Origin of the sequence: Acetivibrio clariflavus DSM 19732 (genome assembly GCF_000237085.1) — a bacterium.
GTDB lineage: Bacteria > Bacillota > Clostridia > Acetivibrionales > Acetivibrionaceae > Acetivibrio > Acetivibrio clariflavus.
Genome location: NC_016627.1, coordinates 3,272,779 through 3,290,931, shown reverse-complemented (window position 1 = coordinate 3,290,931; position 18,153 = coordinate 3,272,779). Strand labels below are relative to the sequence as shown.

Genomic DNA, 18,153 nt, shown 5'->3' with positions numbered 1-18,153 from the left:
ATTGATATATTCTAATATATCAATATTAAGATTAATTCGAGTTTTAGGCATAAAATAAAGAGGTGTGATAATGTGCATAAAATAGTTCTTTATGAAGATAAGAAAGACTGTTGCGCTTGTAGTGCATGTATGAACATATGTCCAAAAAGCGCAATTAATATGGTAGAAGATGAATATGGTTTTTTATATCCAGAGATAAATGAAGGGCTTTGTGTTAGATGCGGTGCATGTTTAAAAGTGTGTGGATTTCAGAATAGTGAACTAAATAGTGTACCAATGAATACTTATGTAGCGGTAAGTAAAAATACTGATATTTTAAAGTCAGCGTCTGGAGGAGTATTTGCAAGTTTAGCAGATGCTGTTTTACGAGATGGTGGAATTGTATATGGTGCTTCTATGGAATATATAGATTCAAAGTTGGTGCCTATGCATATATCTGTAGAGAAGAAAGATGAGTTGCTAAAGTTACAGGGATCTAAGTATGTTCAGAGTAGTATAGGCATGATTTATTCAGAAATAAAGAAACATTTGAAGAGCGGTCGGCAGGTTTTATTTTCTGGTACACCATGCCAAGTAGATGGATTGAAATTTTTTTTAAAAGAACCATACGAGAACTTATTATTAGTAGATATAATTTGTCATGGCGTTCCAAGTTCAAAATTTTTTCAAGCATATATAGAATATATTGAAGAAAAGAAAAAATGTAAAGTTATTGATTATAAATTTAGAGATAAAACAATTGGGTGGGGACTCACGGGAAAAATAACGCTAGAAAACAAAGATGGAAAAATAAAACACAAAATATTTCATTGTCAAGAATCATCTTACTATACATTTTTTTTAAAAAGCTATACTTATCGTGAATGTTGTTATTACTGTAAGTATGCAAGTCCGAATAGAACAGGTGATATTACTATTGGGGATTATTGGGGGATAGAAAAAGAACATCCGGATTTATTACATTTAAATCCTAGAGTGATAGATAAATCTAAAGGAGTATCGTGTTTGATAGTAAATACATTAAAAGGAAAAAAAGGTTTAAAAAAATATGGTTCTGGTCTTCAGCTTTGGGAATCAAGCTTTGAAAAGGTTGCAAAAAAGAATAAGCAGCTAAATTACCCAAGTAATTTGGACGAAAAAAAGAGAAATTTAATTTTAAATTTATTTAAAGATAAAGGTTATTTTGCTGTAGACAAGTTGTTTTATAAGGAAGCAGGTATACATATATATAAGGCGAAAATTAAGAAAATAATAAAAAAGTTTATTAAAAGGTAAGTTTTGCTGAATAAATATAAGATTATATTTGTTTAGATTTTTATTTTGTCGAGGATGTAAAAAAATTTGTGTATAGATGATTGAATGTTCTCCTTCTTGGCAAGGATTAATAATAATAAAAGCTAAGGAGGAGAACTTTATGTCAACGTTAACAAAAGAACAAATCAAACAATTAGTTCGGGAAAATAATTTCCAAAGTGTATCTGATATTAATGAATATCTTAAAGACATTTTTAAAGATATAATACAAGAACTTTTAGAAGCAGAACTTGAAGCAAAATTAGGATATGCTAAAGATGATGTAGAAAATAAAAAAACTGATAATAGTCGTAACGGTTATACGCCTAAAAAAATAAAAAGTGAGTTTGGAGAAATTGATATACAAGTACCAAGAGATCGTAAAGGCGAATTTCAACCTAAAATTATTCCTAAATATCAACGTAATGTTTCTGGAATTGAAGAAAAAGTTATAGCTTTATATGCAAGAGGAATGTCTACAAGGGATATCAGTCAACAAATTGAAGAACTTTATGGTTTTAGCCTATCAGCAGAGATGGTTAGTAAGATTACTGATAGAATTGCTCCAGAGATTAAGGAATGGCAACAAAGACCTCTTGAACCTATATACTCTTTTGTTTTTATGGATGCAATACACTATAAAGTTAAGGACGACGGAAGAATAATAAACAGGGCAGCTTATGTTGTTCTAGGTGTTACTATTGATGGATATAAGGATATTTTAGGGATCTGGATTGGTGACAATGAATCCTCAAAGTTTTGGCTTGGTGTACTGAATGACCTTAAAAATAGAGGAGTACAGGATGTTTTAATTTTTTGTGTTGATGGACTTACCGGACTTAAGGAAGCCATAAATGCTGCATATCCAAAATCTGAAGTGCAGCGTTGCATAATACATCAGCTGAGAAATTCTTTTAAGTATGTGCCATACAAAGACCTAAAAGCATTTAGTAATGATTTCAAAGAAGTATATCATGCTATTAATGAAGAAATAGCATTAGAAAAACTTTATGAACTTAAAGAAAAGTGGGGAAAGGAATATCCTTTTGTAATACGTAGTTGGGAAAATAACTGGGATGTTATAAGTCCATTTTTCAAATTTCCAGAAGAAATACGAAAAATAATTTATACTACAAATATAATTGAAGGACTACATCGTCAGTTTTGTAAGGTCACAAAAACAAAAACAATATTTCCAACAGACAGTTCACTAGAAAAGATTTTATATTTAGCATCAATGAATGTAGTAAAAAAATGGACACAACGTTACAAAAACTGGGATAGAGTACTTAGCCAATTGGTAATCCAATATCCAGGTAGGCTGGAAGAGTATATTTAAGAGCATTCACCCCCACCGCCCTCAAGGGCTCATCCTCATCGCCGGATGGGCTAGACCTCACAAAATTAAAAATATAGGTTTAAAAGGCTAATACTGACCATTATAAATGATTATTGCCAGATTTAATCAAGTTTATGTATAAAACTTAACAAATCCGGCAATAATATATAATGAAAAGGCAATAAAAAACAATATTCTGTAAACCTTGTCAACTAAAATTTACTTGCTAAAGAAGGATTACATAAATTATGATACACAAAATTACTTACATTCCCATTTTGTCCTTCATAAATAATATATAAATCTAAAAATTTTTTGAATAGTCTATCTACGACACCAAATTTTAGTTTCTAGTAATTAACTAAAATTAAAGATAATATTATTTATCTTGTATTTTTTAAGAGTTGTAATAATTTTTTAGTAAAAATAGTGGATTGTTGTGAAAAGTATGATATAATACTTTTAGCTATAAAAGAAAGAGAAATTATATAGATTATTTTATTTGTTTTTTTATTTTATGGAAAAGGAAAGTATAGAGTTATTCAAATCATATACTAAGATTTTATAATTCAGATCAATAATTTATATAGCTTTTATTTTTGCTAAAGATTTAGGGATATTTGCGTATTTCTAGTCAATTATTTATTTATAATTTCTGTACTATCAAGGGGGAAAAATATGTACAAGTCTAACAAACTAGCTTATGCTAATTTAGGTCAATTCTTTCTTGATGTAATTTTTTTGATTCTGTCATATATTGTAGCATATCATATTTCTTCAAATTTAGATAAATTAAATAGAATTTCGGAATTTATATGGGTTCCTATTGTTTTTATACCTATATGGATATTGATTATGATGAGCCTTGATATGTACAATAAGACTACTTTTAATTATAATGACAGGATTATCAGAAATATTTTATTCTCTTCATTTGTTTCCGGAATGTTTCTTACCTTTGTAATGTTTTTCGTAAAAGAAACCATGTGCAGCAAAACTTTATTTGTAAACTTTATAATAACCACTGTTTTTATTACAGTTATTGAGAGAATGATATATATCTATTTCATCAATAAATTCCGCAGCATTAATGCTGCAAACGTAATTTTCGTGGGAGTACCTGAAAAAGCTTTGGAATATGCTTATTATATTAGAAAAACGAATGTAAAAATTAACGTAATAGGTTACGTTAGCATTTACAACAACAAACCTTTTAAAAGTAAAAAAACTTTGGGATACATAGATGATTTAGAAAATATATTGAAAAGTAATCCTGTGGATCAGGTCATATTTACATTGCCTACCGGTTATGCAGGTGAGTTCGGAAAATATGTTCATCTGTGCGAAGAGATGGGTATTACAGTAAAGATGGTTGTTGACTTGTATGATTTAAAAATAGCAAAGACTTATATGGAATACATAGGCACTTTACCGGTAATAACTTTCCATTCTGTAAGTGTAAATACTTTTGAACTTGCAATGAAGCGACTAGTAGACATTATAGGTGCAATTGTTGGTCTTATTATTACAGGAATTGCATCAATATTTATAGTTCCTGCAATTAAGCTAACTTCTCCTGGACCGGCTATTTTCACGCAGGAAAGAGTTGGGCTAAACGGTAGAATTTTTAAGATATATAAGTTCAGGACAATGTATGTGGATGCTGAAGAGAGAAAGAAAGAACTTATGAAACAAAATGAGGTATGCGGTGGATTAATGTTTAAAATAAAGTCCGATCCTAGAGTTACGAAAGTTGGTAAGTTTTTGAGAAAGACAAGCCTTGACGAGCTACCGCAATTTTTTAATGTATTAAAAGGAGATATGAGTCTTGTAGGAACACGACCACCTACAATTGATGAAGTAAGTAAATATGAAAATTATCATAGAAGGAGAATAAGTTTCAAGCCTGGTCTTACTGGGATGTGGCAGGTAAATGGAAGAAGCAATATAACGGACTTTGAAGAAGTTGTAAGTTTAGATACTCAATACATAGATGAATGGTCATTATGGCTGGATATTAAAATAATTTTGAAAACTATATTGGTTGTATTAAAAGGAAAAGATGCTTACTAAATTCATATATTTTATTTTAGTAAATGAATTTAGAATTTGTTTGATATAATTACCTTTGTTTTTTATTATCAAAGTAAAGGTTTTTTTTTGAAAAATATTATTTTTGCAAACTTTTATTGGTTTTAATATAATAAAATAGACAAAATAAACCATATATAATTGACATTAGATATAAGTAAAAATATAATACTAGTAGTTATATATGAGAAATTTTGTCAACAAAAAATCAATATATTAGAGAGGGGAGTTTATTTATTAATTGAATATGGAAGCTATGAAAAAGAAAAGAAGAATTATTGCTATTATAGTTTCTTTACTTATACCAATTACTTTTTATATAGGGGACTTTTATTTTACATCTAAAATACATCATTTTGAAAAATATAAGACTGTTGAACCAACTGAAAAAGAGTACGGGCATACATTATACAAATGTAAGCATTGCGGTATGATAAAGAGTGATAATTATGTTGAACCGACAAGCTACTTAATGCCTAATATTGTAATTAATGAGGTATGTGGCGCTAATGATAGCCTTTTGCCTGATGAAAATGGTGATTGTTTTGATTGGATAGAGTTATATAATCCTACTGATAGAACTATCAATTTATTGGGATTTGGATTATCAGATAAAAAGACTGATTTATTTAAATATACCTTTGGAGATGTTGAAATTAAACCAAATGGGTATTTAGTTGTATATGCAGTTGGAGATGAAGTTTTAGAAAGCTTTGATACAAATATATTATATGCTAATTTTAAGTTGACTTCAAAAGGCGAATCTATATATCTTACACTTCCTACTGGAAAAATTATAGATAGAATAACTTACCCAGAATTAAAAGGTAATGAATCTTATAGCAGATTTGAAGTAAATAATGAAGTTGTTTATAAAATTACTAAAGGAACTCCGTTGGAAGAAAATAAAGAATTTGTTACTGTTAAACCTCCTGTTTTTTCTGCCAATTCTGGGTTTTATAGTAATCCGTTTATGTTATATTTGGAATCTGAGTCTGATACAGAGATATATTATACTCTAGATAGTACAGAACCGAATAAAAATTCAATAAAGTATGAAGGACCTATTTTAGTAAAAGATGCGACTCCTAATGAGAATGTTTATCGGATGAAAAAAGATACAACTATTTATAAAGAAAAGTTTCCAAATGAATTAGTTGATAAAGCAACTATTATAAGGGCAATTGCTTATGACAAAGATGGTAATAGTAGTGAGATTGTAACAAAAAGTTATTTTGTAGGATTAGATAAATATAAGAATACTAATGTGATTTCTCTAGTTACAGAACCAGATAATTTATTTGATGAAGAGAAAGGTATTTATGTTAAAGGGATTGATTATAAGGAATGGGAACTTGGTAAAAAAGAAGGCGAAGCACCTTTTTTGAATTGGAAAAATAGAGGATTTCTTTGGGAGAGGCCCGCAGAAATCAGTTATTTTGATAAAGGGAATTTAGTTCTTGAACAAAAGCTTGGCATAAGAATACGAGGTGCTGGTTCTCGAAACTTTCAACAAAAAAGTTTTAATGTGTTTGCAAGGAAATTTTATGATGGTAATAATAGGTTATTGACTCCATTATTTAATGAGCTATCTTTCCCAAAATCATTTATTTTACGTGCATGTAACTATAAAGAGGGCTTTTTGCAAAGTTTAGTTTCTAACCGTAGTATATCAACGCAAAAGTCAAAACCATGTATTCTTTTTATAGATGGTGAATACTGGGGTGAATATCATATATTAGAGAGGTACAGTACTCACTATTTAGAAGAGCATTTTAAAATAAATAAATCAACTTTCGCACGTGAATAATGTGCACTGAACATTGAAAAATCAATAGATTTGGGCAATAAAAAAGTACAAGAACCCCCTTCTATGTGATATAATAGAAGTACCCAAACCCTATTAAATCGACAATTTGGAGGTTCTTGAACATGTCTATTGTATCACAGAAGGTTAAGGAAGAAAATAGATTTTCTTTGACAGTTGATAACTTTTTCAAAATGTTTTCTGTAGGCTATCTGTTAAAAAAGTCAAACGCATATAAAGATAAAGGTATTCCTTGTCTTACGGTATTCAAAGTACTGTTTGAACTTGTTTTTACAGGCAAAAATCTGTTTATGAACTATAAAGCAGAAAGCTTTGATATACCATTTGCAAGGGATGTGGTCTACAGATTCTTAAATTCCATACATATCAACTGGCAAAGATTTTTATATTTGCTTTCTGCAAAGGTCATAAATCATCATATCGATAGATTAACGTCAGATGAACGGGTTGATGCCTTTGTAATTGACGATTCCTTCTACAGTAGGACAAGAAGCAAGTCAGTTGAGCTTTTAAGTTGGGTCAAAGATCATGCTGACGGCAATAAGAATAAAAAAGGCTTTCGTATGCTTACACTTGGTTGGACAGACGGTAATTCATTTATTCCTGTGGCCTTCAACCTTTTAAGTTCAACAAATCCAAGGGTTTGCATTAATCCAGCGAAAAATACTATAGATAAAAGAACCGTTGGTTTTAAACGCCGACAGAATGCCTTAGCCACTTCACCGGAATCTGCTCTGTCTATGCTGGAACAAGCAGTTGCTACCGGTATTAAAGCAAAATATGTTTTATTTGACAGTTGGTTCTCCTTTCCGGCTACTATTATCAAAATTTGTAAGATGAATCTTAATGTGATAGCTATGGTAAAGGATACTCCCAAGATTTACTATAACTTCAATGGTGAAAAAAAATCATTGAGAGAGATATACCGAACTGTCAGGAAACGTAGAGGAAGATCAAAATACCTTGCTTCAGTTATGGTAGAATTACACGATAAAGAAGGAAACCACATTCCGGCAAAAATTGTCTTTGTCCGTGACCGAAGAAACAAGAGTAAATGGCTAGCTCTCATATCTACAGATACTAGTCTTCCCGAAACAGAGATAATCAGGATATACGGAAAACGCTGGGACATAGAGGTATTCTTCAAGATGTGTAAGTCATACCTTAAGCTGGCTAAGGAATTTCAAGGTCGTTCTTATGATATGATGGTTGCCCATACAACTATTGTTTTTTCAAGGTACATTATGTTAGCGGTTGAGAACCGCAATAATACTGATTTACGCACTATTGGTACTTTGTTCTACTATTGCTGCGATGAACTTGAGGACATTAAATTCCATGAGGCACTGCAGCTTATAATAGAGGCTTTAAAAACTACTTTACAGGAAAAACTGCTTTTGACAAAGGAAACAGTCAACGAGTTTCTCAACTACTTTGTCACTTGTTTGCCTGTTCATATCAAGGCAAAGCTATCAGTTGTTTCCTGCGAAAGTTGATTAAATAAAGATAATGTTAGTATTATAAAAGGTGAAGCACTTGAATCTGGGGAAAAGAGTAGTTTGGATGATTATAAGAATCTATTGTTTTTTATAAAAAATTATGATATGTCAGTACAACAAAACTATAATTATGTATGTGAGAGAGTTGATATTCAAAGTTTAATTGATTTCTATTGTACTAATATTTATCTAAATAATGTTGATTTTTCGTATATAAAAAATACCCAAATTTGGAGAACTGAAACAAAGTCTAGTAATCTATATGAAGATGGCAAATGGCGATGGATGTTGTTTGATTTGGATTTTTGTATAGATAAAAAAGAAAAAGGGGTTAGATATACTTACGATTTTAATACATTTAAAGAGGATTTTCCATACACATATGGAATTTACGAAGACCCTTTTATAACTAATTTAATGAAAAACGAAGATTTTTGTAAACAATTTGTAAATACATTTATGGATCTTGCAAATTTTAATTTCAATAAAGATGTGGTAATAGAAAAGTTATATAAAGTGACAGATAAACCTGACGATTCAATGATAGAGTTTTTTGAAAAAAGATTTGAATACATTACCAAATATATGGCAGAATTCTTTAAATTAAAAGGTAAATTGACTAATGTAACATTAAATATCACTACTCCTGAACAAGGCACTATTAAGTTAAATACATTACATGATAACATTAAAAATGGCCAATGGATCGGCAAATATTTTACCGATTACGAAATAAATGTTACAGCAATTCCTAAAGAAGGATATTCTTTTGCTGGTTGGAAGATAGAAGGGGCAGAAATTGTTGGAGACAAGAATTCTCAATCTATATCTGTTAAGCTTATTGACAATCAGAATTGCACTATTGAGGCAATATTCAATAAAAAATAAAGGTAGAAGGGGAGAGAAAAGAAAGTGATAAATAGAAAACTAGTTTTAATTACAAGTATTTTAATGGCTTTAGTCTTAGTAGGATGTAGTGAAAAGAAGCAAGAGGTAGTGCAACCTAGTGAAGTTGTTCCGGGAGCAGTTAATGCAAAAATAGTATTTGATAATGATAAAGTGAATGCTGATAATATTGATGGATTAACTGTTGGTGATAGAGAAGTAAAGATTACAAAACCAGGGTCTTATACGTTTAGCGGAACTTGGAATGATGGACAGATATTAGTTGATGTGGGCAAAGAATCAGAAGCTATATTAGTGTTAGATGGAGTAAACATAACAAATACAAAATCAGCTCCAATATACATAAAAAGTGCTGAAAAAGTAAAAATTGAATTGGCTGATGGAAAAGAAAATGTTTTGACCGATGCTGAATTCTATGAATTTGAGAACCCTCAGGATAATAAACCTAATGCCTGTATTTATAGCAGAGATGATATCACTATAAAGGGTAATGGAAGTTTGATAGTTAATGCAAATTACAATAATGGTATTGGGACAAGCAATGATTTAAAAATAACCGGTGGAAATATTACTGTTAAAGCTTTTAATAACGGATTAAAAGGTAATGACAGTGTGACTATAAGTGGCGGTAATATTAATATAACTGCAGAAGCTGATGGAATTAAGGTAGATAATACAGAGAAAGCTCATAAAGGTTTTGTAAATATAACCGGAGGTAGGATAAAGATTAAGGCAAAAGATGATGGAATAGACAGTACAAGAAGTGTTACTGTTAACAATGCAGATGTTAAAGTAAGTGTTGGTGGACAGGATGTAAAGTGTGAAGGTATTATGAGTATAGCTGAGGGTTGTATTAGTGCGTTAGAGTCTGAATAATGAATAATTTGATAAAATAAACAATTCGAATTCTATAGGAAGAAAAAGCAGTTAATGCTGACCATATCAATATTTATCGTTATAGCATTATTTGTCGGATTCCTGCACTTTTTTACTATTGCACATCAATGATAAATTAGTCTGTAAAAAGGTATTTATATGACGAAAGTATTAATTTTTCAATGTTCAGATGTATTTTACAAATACGTAATTTGGGTATATAATTTATAGTATATAATTTTATTATGAACTTTATCTCGTAAATAAAGCATGCTTATTCAATTTTGGAAAGTTATGTGATTATGTTGAGTTTATAACTGCATGTTAAATATTGAAAGAACTTCGGAAAGATATTTATTTAACAATGATGATGAAGCATATAGCTTGTTAAAATAAGATTATAAATAATTTTATTACAAAAGATGAATTGAAAATTCATGTTGAAAGTAGTAATTTAAATAATGTATATGTAAAGTATATAGTCAATTTACTAGATAATATAGATATATGACTTAAAGAACAGAATGGAAGAGAGGCACTTGTTGATGAATAATCGCTGGGGGTCACGTTATCTGTCAATATGGAAAATATAGAGGATCTTTTGTAGCTTGTCGGTTTTGGTAAGTGAAAAAGTAGATTTATGTCTATTTTATAAAAAAGTTGATGAAAGGAAGAAAAATATTTAAAAATTGGATCCAGACATAAATGTACTTTAAATTCCTCTCATGAAGTAATCTGAAGAAAATATGCTGATAAATCTGTGCAATAGCGAATATTATATTGAGATTTTTTATGGGTTTTTTAGAGGTGAAAAAATACATAAGTCAAGTTAGTTTAGTTAATGTATTGTTTGTGTAAGCTAAGCAAAACAGCAAATAAAGTGAGGTGGGGAGTTTTGTTAAAGATTGCTGTCGCCGGAACAGGATATGTAGGTTTGTCAATTGCAGTTTTATTGGCACAAAAAAATCAAGTTACAGCAGTAGATGTAATTGAAGAAAAAGTAAATAAAATTAATAACAAAATTTCACCGATTGTTGACAAAGAAATTGAAGAATATTTAGCAACTCGCAAATTAAATCTTAAAGCGACAACTGATGGAGATAGTGCATACAAGGACGCTGATTACGTTATTATCTCCACACCAACCAATTATGATCCGGTTAAGAATTATTTTGATACATCTTCAGTAGAGAGTGTTTTAAAGCAGGTAATGAAAATAAATCAAAATGCGATTATGGTTATAAAATCTACGGTACCTGTTGGATATACAAAGAAAATTCGAGAAGAATTAGGATCGAATAATATTTTTTTCAGCCCTGAATTTTTAAGAGAAGGACGTGCTTTGTACGATAACCTTTATCCAAGCAGAATTATTGTAGGTGCACCTCAAGATGATAAACGATTGGTAGAAAAGGCAAAGGAATTTGCAGCACTTTTGGTTGATGGTGCAATCAAAAAAGATATTCCAATTCTATTTACTGATTTAACTGAAGCAGAAGCTATAAAACTTTTTGCAAATACATATTTGGCGCTACGTATAGCTTATTTTAATGAGCTGGATACATATGCTGAAATGAGAGGGCTTAATACTAAACAAATTATTGAAGGAATTGGATTAGACCCACGCATTGGCAATCATTATAATAATCCATCTTTTGGTTATGGAGGGTATTGCTTACCAAAAGATACAAAACAATTATTGGCAAATTATAACGATGTTCCGCAAAACATTATGAAAGCTATTGTTGATGCTAATAGGACGAGAAAAGATTTTATTGCAAGCCGTGTATTGGAGAAAGCGGGTTATTACTCGTATGATGAAAATATCGACTATGATGCAAAACGTGAAAAAAAAGTTGTAATTGGTGTCTATCGCTTAACTATGAAAACAGATAGTGATAACTTCCGTCACAGTTCAATACAAGGAGTTATGAAACGTATAAAAGCTAAGGGTGCAACTGTTATTATTTACGAACCAAATTTAAAAGATGGAGATACTTTTTTTGGTAGCCTTGTGGTTAATGATTTGGAAAAATTCAAATTACAAAGCAATGTTATTATCGCAAATAGGTATGATGCTTGCTTAGATGATGTTAAGGAAAAAGTATATACAAGAGATATTTTTGGAAGAGACTGACATGGGAAAATTAAATGAAAGAAAGACAAAAATTATTTTATGAATTTGAAGCAATGGATAGAGGTATCTTCACATATATTGTTCAATAAATAAATTTATGAAAATGGAAATGGTAGGAATCACGAAAGATTCAAGCGTGATAGTCAAATAGAAAAGTATTATATGTTAGAAGAAAGAGGAAGTGACATTGATTAAAATTGTTGATAAAGTTGAATGTTGTGGTTGCGGTTCATGTGCTAATGCATGCCCATCACGTTGTGTAAAAATGAAAGAAGATGAAGAAGGTTTTTTATACCCTATTGTTGATGATTTTGACAAGTGTATAAGATGTAATATTTGCAGTAAAGTATGTCCAGTAAAAAATCTAAAAAAAGAAGAACCTTTTGTTCAAAAGGGATATTTAGTACAACACTGTGATGAGCAAATCCGTAAGGAGAGTACTGCAGGAGGAGCTTTTACTGCTATAGCTCAATATGTCATTGAATGTGGTGGAATAGTTTTTGGAGCTGCATACGATGATCAGTTACAAGTTGTACATATGGCTGCTGAAGATATAGAATCACTTAAGAAATTCCGTAACAGCAAATACGTACAAAGTAATACAAAATATACATATCGAGAAGCAGAGCAGTATTTAAAAGAGGGAAGATTGGTATGTTATAGCGGAACTCCTTGTCAAATAGAAGGATTAAAGGCATATTTAAGAAGAGAATATGATAATTTGATTACTGTTGATGTAGTATGTCATGCTGTACCTTCTCCGTTAATTTGGAATAAATATTTAGAAATGCAAAAGGAGAAACTTGGTAAAAAAATTGCTAACATTCGTTTTAGGGATAAGTATTACGGATACAAATATTCTGCCATGGTAATCACAGGAGAGAATAATCAGGAGTTGTATGCAAGAGGTGTCGATTCCGATCAGATGTTGCGAGCTTTTTTTTCAAATATTTGTGATCGACCATCATGTTATAATTGTTCATTTAAGAAAAGATATAGAGTAAGTGATTTTACAATTTGGGATTGTTTTACTGTTTATAATTTTAGTAAGGAACTTGATGATGATAAAGGTACAACACGAGTTTTAATTCATTCTTCTAAAGGTCAAGAAGTATTCGAGAAAATAAAAAGTCGTCTTCGATATTTGGAAGTATCGCCTGAAAAATTGACAGACGGAGTTAAAGAAATGTTTCAATCTGTTGATATGAACCCTAAAAGACAGCAATTTTTTTCTGATGCAAAAACAAAATCCGGAAAAGAATTGTTTGAAGAATATTTTCCATGTTCCATGAAGGTAGTAGCGGAACGCTTTATACGTGTCTTTTGTGCTAAAACTGGTATATATTCTGCAATGAAGAGAGTATATAAGGCAATTGTAAAGAAATAGGGAGGATTATGAGATGGAACCGCTACTTACTATAATAGTTCCAGTTTATAAAATAAAAGAAGAATACTTAAGGCAAAGCATTGAAAGTATGCTAAACCAAAACTCTGAAGAATATCGTATTATTCTGGTTGATGATGGTTCTCCAGATAACTGTGGACAAATTTGCGATGAATATGCTAGTAAAAATAAGATTATTCAAGTAATCCATCAGCAGAATTCAGGTGTTTCCGCAGCAAGAAATTCTGGAATTTTACAAACCCAAACTCCGTGGTTAACTTTTGTTGATCCCGATGATTGGATAGAACCTAACGCAGTAACTACAATTCTTAATGAAATAAAAGGCGATGCAAAATCTGCAGATATAATTATGTTTGATTATTCAAGAGAGTTTGAGAATGGAGGATATGTAGAAAGTCTTAATATAAAAAGTTGCTTTTGTGATGAAGAACTACTTAATGCTTGTAGAGAGGCACCTTTTTTTAAATTGATTCAAAATGGTAAAGTAAATCCTTTTTCGATAAAAGCGGTTTGGAATAAAGTGTATAAGAAAGATTTTATTATTAATAATAAGTTGTTTTTTATACCGGAGGCACGAAAAGGACAAGATCTTTTGTTTAATGCTGATGCTGTTAATTCTGCTAGAAAAATTTATTATTTAAATCGAATTTTATATCATTACAGGTGCTATAATGAATCGATTACCAATAAATATAATGCTGATATTGTTCATTTAACAAAAATTGAAATAGAGGAATTACAGCGGCAGATAAAAAAACATAATCTTCCGAACAGTGTTATAAACAGTTTTAATTGTCGTATATGTACTAGATTGTATTCTTGTATGCGTCTTTACTTTTTTCATGAGAATAATCCATTACCTAAAAAAGAAAGAATAGCTGAAGCAAAAAGACTAGTTGAGTCAGAACCCTTTGCTTCTGCAATAAAAAAGCTAATAGTAAATATCTTTCTTTACAAGAAAGAATATTTATATTTTGCTTAAGAAAAAAACTGTATAATCTTTGTTTTTTATTTGTAAAATTACGGGCTAAAAAGTATTTGAAGAAATTAAGTTAAAACGGAGGATAAAATGATACGTGTATTGTTGGTACTAAAAGATTTAAGGGTAGGTAACGGGATTGCAAGTTGCATTATGAACTATTATGATTTTTTAATTGATAATGGATTTTCTATAGATTTTCTTTTGCTACAAAATATAGATAGCGATTATATGAATAAAGCTATGCAACATGGCAAAGTTTTTGTACTTCCTTATTCGAAGATGAAGTATAGTAAATCAGTAAAAAAATGTTTAGATTCGATATTTAAGAATAATAAATACGATATCATTCATGTAAATGCTCGTGGACCTTATGGTGCATGGATATTGAAAAAAGCATCGAAAGAAGAAATAAAATATAGGATATATCATAGTCATAACCCTAAAAATAATCTTACGCTAAAAAGTACATTAAATTCATTTATATATAATCGACTCTGTGTAAAAAGAGCTACCCATTATTTGGCTTGCTCAAAAACTGCAGGTAATTCAATTTTTGGTGAAAGGAAATATTCGATACTGAAGAATTGTATTGATCCTGAACGTTTTATGTATAATAGTGATCATAGATTAAAAATAAGGCGAGAATTAAAAATTGAAGAATCAACGATTGTTATTGGAACAGTAGCTCGTTTAGATAAACAAAAGAATCCGTTATTTGTGCTAGATTGTTTTGCTGAGTTTTTATTGATTAATAATAATGCAGTGTTAGTATGGGTCGGAAATGGTTCGATGATGGACCAGGTTAAGGAATATGCAAAGGCTCGAAATATAGATAATAAAGTATATTTTGTAGGAGTAAAGAAAAATGTAAATGAGTGGTATTCAATGATGGACTATTTTTTATTGCCTTCAAAATTTGAAGGATTGGGAATTGTATTTATTGAAGCTCAGGCATCTGGGCTACCTTGCTTTGGTTCAACTGCTGTACCGGAAGATACTGAGGTTACTAATTTAATGCATAGGCTTGATATAAAAAGTGGTGCGAAAGTATGGGCAAATGCAATAGCCAAGTGTGAAAAAAATGTCAATCGTGGCGAAGCAGTAAATCAAATAAAACAAAGTGGGTACGATATTAAGAATGAGTATGATGCTTTAGCTAAATATTATAATTCCTTAATTGAAAGAGGATAATTTTGGGATATAGAAAAATATGTTTTGATATTAGATTTGTGAGGCGATCATAATGAGGATATTAGCTGTTGCACATGATAAAGAATTTATAGGTGGAGCAAATCGCTCTCTTTTAATGGTCCTTTCTTCATTGAAAGCTAATTACAATGTTGAGTGTGATGTTCTTTTGCCGGGAAAGGATGGTTCTTTTGAAAGTAAACTTAAAGAAGCAGGGATTAATTGTATTGTCAGCTCGTATAAAGGTGTATTTTGCGCTTGTAAGGGAGATAAAAAAGATATTCTTCGCAAAGTGAATGTACATTTTAAATATATTAAACAAAAGTTTTTAGGACGTCAATTAGCTAAACAGCTAGGTGATAAAAAGTATGATTTAATTTATACTAATACACGTTTTCCAGCAGTTGGTGCAGAGATTGCACATTGTTTAAAAATTCCTCATATTTGTCATATACGTGAGATTGGTTCTCCTGCAATGTATTGTGGTAAATGGTCTTACTCAGAAATTTATCGCAAAAGTGATAAAATAATATTAATTTCTCAGGCATTATACAATCGTGTTGCTGAAGATGTTCCAACAGATAAACTTGTGATGATTTACAACGGAATAAGTGGAGATATAGGACTACCAGTACATGAACTTTTCCCAAATGGTAGGTTTAATATGGTGCTTGCAGGGAGGATTGTTCCGGATAAAGGTCATGAAGATGCAATTTTAGCAGTATATAAAATGATACAGGACAATTGCGAAAATATTCATTTATATATTGCAGGGAGTTCACCGAGTTCTGGAAAACAATATGAAGATAAATTAAAGAATATGATAGAAAAATATTCATTACAAGATAAAGTAACATTCCTCGGCGAAGTACAGAATATGAGAGAGATACGTAAAGATATGGATATTGAATTGGTATGTTCAGTCTGTGAAACTTTTGGACGAGTGACAGTTGAGGGAATGAGAAACGGCTTGTTAGTTATAGGCAGTAATACAGGTGGCACACCTGAAATAATACAAGATAATGAGACAGGCTATTTATATGAACAAGGAAATCCTTCAGATTTAGCTCGGATTTTAAAAATGGTTTATCATAATCCTGATAGAGGAAGAGAAATAGCTATGGCTGGTTATGTTATGTCTCAAAAGAAATTCACAGAAGAAGATAATGTAAGGAGAATATATGAGGTTATGTGCGAACTATGTAATTAAGAAAAAATAATTTGAAAATGGAGGTATAGTTTTTTGTTAGGAGATATAAAAGAGGTAATTTATAGAAATGTTTATATTGTTTCAATAATGATATTGTTTTTGATTCGTCCAGCATATTTGAGTAATTCATTTGATTTGTTGTTTCAATTTGGAATGTATATTACATGTATTATTATTGTTGCCCTATATTTATTGACTAATAAAAAGAAAAATAAAATGCTTCTGTTTTTTTCATACTTTGCTGCAATACTATTTTCGACAGTTTATCAAAATGGTAATGTAGTAGAATTTATACGCTCTCAATTGCCTATTCTTTCTGCATGTTTACTTTTTTATTTGTGGCTGGATAAATCACCGGAGACATTATTACGAGCTCATGCAGTTATAGAAATACTTACATATATAAATTTAGCTACTGTTATAATGTTTCCTAATGGCCTATTTCAAACCAATGTTTATAGTAGGAATTGGTTTCTAGGTTATCAAAATACATTGATTCGAACTATCTTACCTGGAGTGTGTTTGTCTTTTATTTATTCATATAAATTGCATAATAAGATATCATTAAGAACATTTTTGTTACTAGTTGCAGCATTTGTAACAGTTATAAAGGTGAATTCTTCTACATCAATTGTAGGATTAACTGTTTTTATATCTTTATTTTTAATTGTATCAAAAGTAAATAGAAAAAAAGTATACCATTTTATTAATCTATTTAGTGGATTTATTATAGTTATTGCTGCAAACATATTAATTGTAGTAATACAATCAAATGCAAAACTTATATCTTATGTAGTGGAAAATATTCTTCAAAAAGACTTAACATTTACTGGACGAAATATAATATGGGCAAATTCAATAGAGTTGTTTTTAAGACATCCTATTATAGGTAATGGTTATTTATCTGAAAAGGATTATCAGCAATTTTTTGATTATGTTTTAGCAACTCATCCTCATAATTTTATATTGTATCAGTTGACAATGGGTGGAATTCTTTTGTTTATTATATTTTGTGCTATTATAGTACTTTCAAGTTATAATCTAAAAAATTCATCAACGATTTATTCAAAAATTGTTCTTTGCACAATTATTAGTTTTATGGTAATGGGAATATCAGAATCTCTTGTAAGCACAAGGTTATGGTGGCCGATGTTTGTGCTTGCTATAAATATAGACAAAATTGATAAATGTCAATTTTCTCAAGTTAGAAGGTATGTAATTTGCGTAAATGGAAAAAGGCTATTAAAAATATAGATAGTAAAATCATAAAAGTGAATGAAAAAATATTAGTAAAAAAGTTTATAAATTTTTACTTTGTATAATTCAAACAACTTGTCATATTAATGTGTTAAAATATAAGTAAATTTTATAGACTGTAAAAATAATAACATGTAGAAGG

The 18,153-nt window shown here is 30.1% G+C and carries 13 protein-coding genes; all 13 read left to right on the top strand.

Going from position 1 to position 18,153, the window contains the following annotated elements; genetic code table 11:
• The first annotated feature begins 72 nt into the window (after positions 1-72).
• The 13 genes from CLOCL_RS13820 (at position 73) to CLOCL_RS13760 (ending at position 18,008) form a co-directional block, all read left to right on the top strand.
• The gene (locus CLOCL_RS13820; RefSeq protein ID WP_014255922.1) at positions 73-1,275 is read left to right on the top strand and encodes a Coenzyme F420 hydrogenase/dehydrogenase, beta subunit C-terminal domain; all 1,203 of its coding nucleotides are present in this window, start codon (positions 73-75) and stop codon (positions 1,273-1,275) included.
• 139 nt (positions 1,276-1,414) lie between these two features.
• Complete coding sequence (locus CLOCL_RS13815) at positions 1,415-2,632, top strand: IS256 family transposase (protein WP_014255921.1); 1,218 nt, start codon at positions 1,415-1,417, stop codon at positions 2,630-2,632.
• 678 nt (positions 2,633-3,310) lie between these two features.
• Positions 3,311-4,705, top strand: a complete 1,395-nt coding sequence (locus CLOCL_RS13810; protein ID WP_014255920.1) for a sugar transferase — start codon at positions 3,311-3,313, stop codon at positions 4,703-4,705.
• Between the two features lie 265 nt (positions 4,706-4,970).
• Positions 4,971-6,533, top strand: a complete 1,563-nt coding sequence (locus CLOCL_RS13805; RefSeq protein WP_245532899.1) for an FN3 associated domain-containing protein — start codon at positions 4,971-4,973, stop codon at positions 6,531-6,533.
• Between the two features lie 122 nt (positions 6,534-6,655).
• Complete coding sequence (locus tag CLOCL_RS13800) at positions 6,656-8,047, top strand: IS4 family transposase (RefSeq protein WP_014254049.1); 1,392 nt, start codon at positions 6,656-6,658, stop codon at positions 8,045-8,047.
• 21 nt (positions 8,048-8,068) lie between these two features.
• Positions 8,069-8,938: a CotH kinase family protein gene (locus CLOCL_RS13795; protein WP_081467056.1), complete on the top strand. Its 870-nt coding sequence runs from the start codon at positions 8,069-8,071 to the stop codon at positions 8,936-8,938.
• Between the two features lie 24 nt (positions 8,939-8,962).
• Positions 8,963-9,832: a carbohydrate-binding domain-containing protein gene (locus CLOCL_RS13790; protein WP_014255917.1), complete on the top strand. Its 870-nt coding sequence runs from the start codon at positions 8,963-8,965 to the stop codon at positions 9,830-9,832.
• An 895-nt stretch (positions 9,833-10,727) separates the two neighbouring features.
• Positions 10,728-11,969 (top strand): nucleotide sugar dehydrogenase, encoded by a 1,242-nt coding sequence (locus tag CLOCL_RS13785; protein WP_014255916.1) that lies wholly within the window; start codon positions 10,728-10,730, stop codon positions 11,967-11,969.
• A 187-nt stretch (positions 11,970-12,156) separates the two neighbouring features.
• A complete protein-coding gene (locus CLOCL_RS13780; protein ID WP_014255915.1) occupies positions 12,157-13,356 on the top strand; it encodes a Coenzyme F420 hydrogenase/dehydrogenase, beta subunit C-terminal domain in 1,200 nt (399 codons plus the stop codon).
• A 13-nt stretch (positions 13,357-13,369) separates the two neighbouring features.
• A complete protein-coding gene (locus CLOCL_RS21180) occupies positions 13,370-14,356 on the top strand; it encodes a glycosyltransferase (protein ID WP_014255914.1) in 987 nt (328 codons plus the stop codon).
• Between the two features lie 87 nt (positions 14,357-14,443).
• Complete coding sequence (locus tag CLOCL_RS13770; protein ID WP_014255913.1) at positions 14,444-15,547, top strand: glycosyltransferase; 1,104 nt, start codon at positions 14,444-14,446, stop codon at positions 15,545-15,547.
• A 52-nt stretch (positions 15,548-15,599) separates the two neighbouring features.
• On the top strand, positions 15,600-16,754 hold the full coding sequence (locus tag CLOCL_RS13765; RefSeq protein WP_014255912.1) for a glycosyltransferase family 4 protein: 1,155 nt from the start codon (positions 15,600-15,602) through the stop codon (positions 16,752-16,754).
• 33 nt (positions 16,755-16,787) lie between these two features.
• Positions 16,788-18,008 carry an O-antigen ligase family protein gene (locus CLOCL_RS13760; protein WP_014255911.1) on the top strand — a complete coding sequence of 407 codons (1,221 nt, stop codon included), beginning with the start codon at positions 16,788-16,790 and terminating at the stop codon, positions 18,006-18,008.
• Positions 18,009-18,153: the final 145 nt, after the last annotated feature.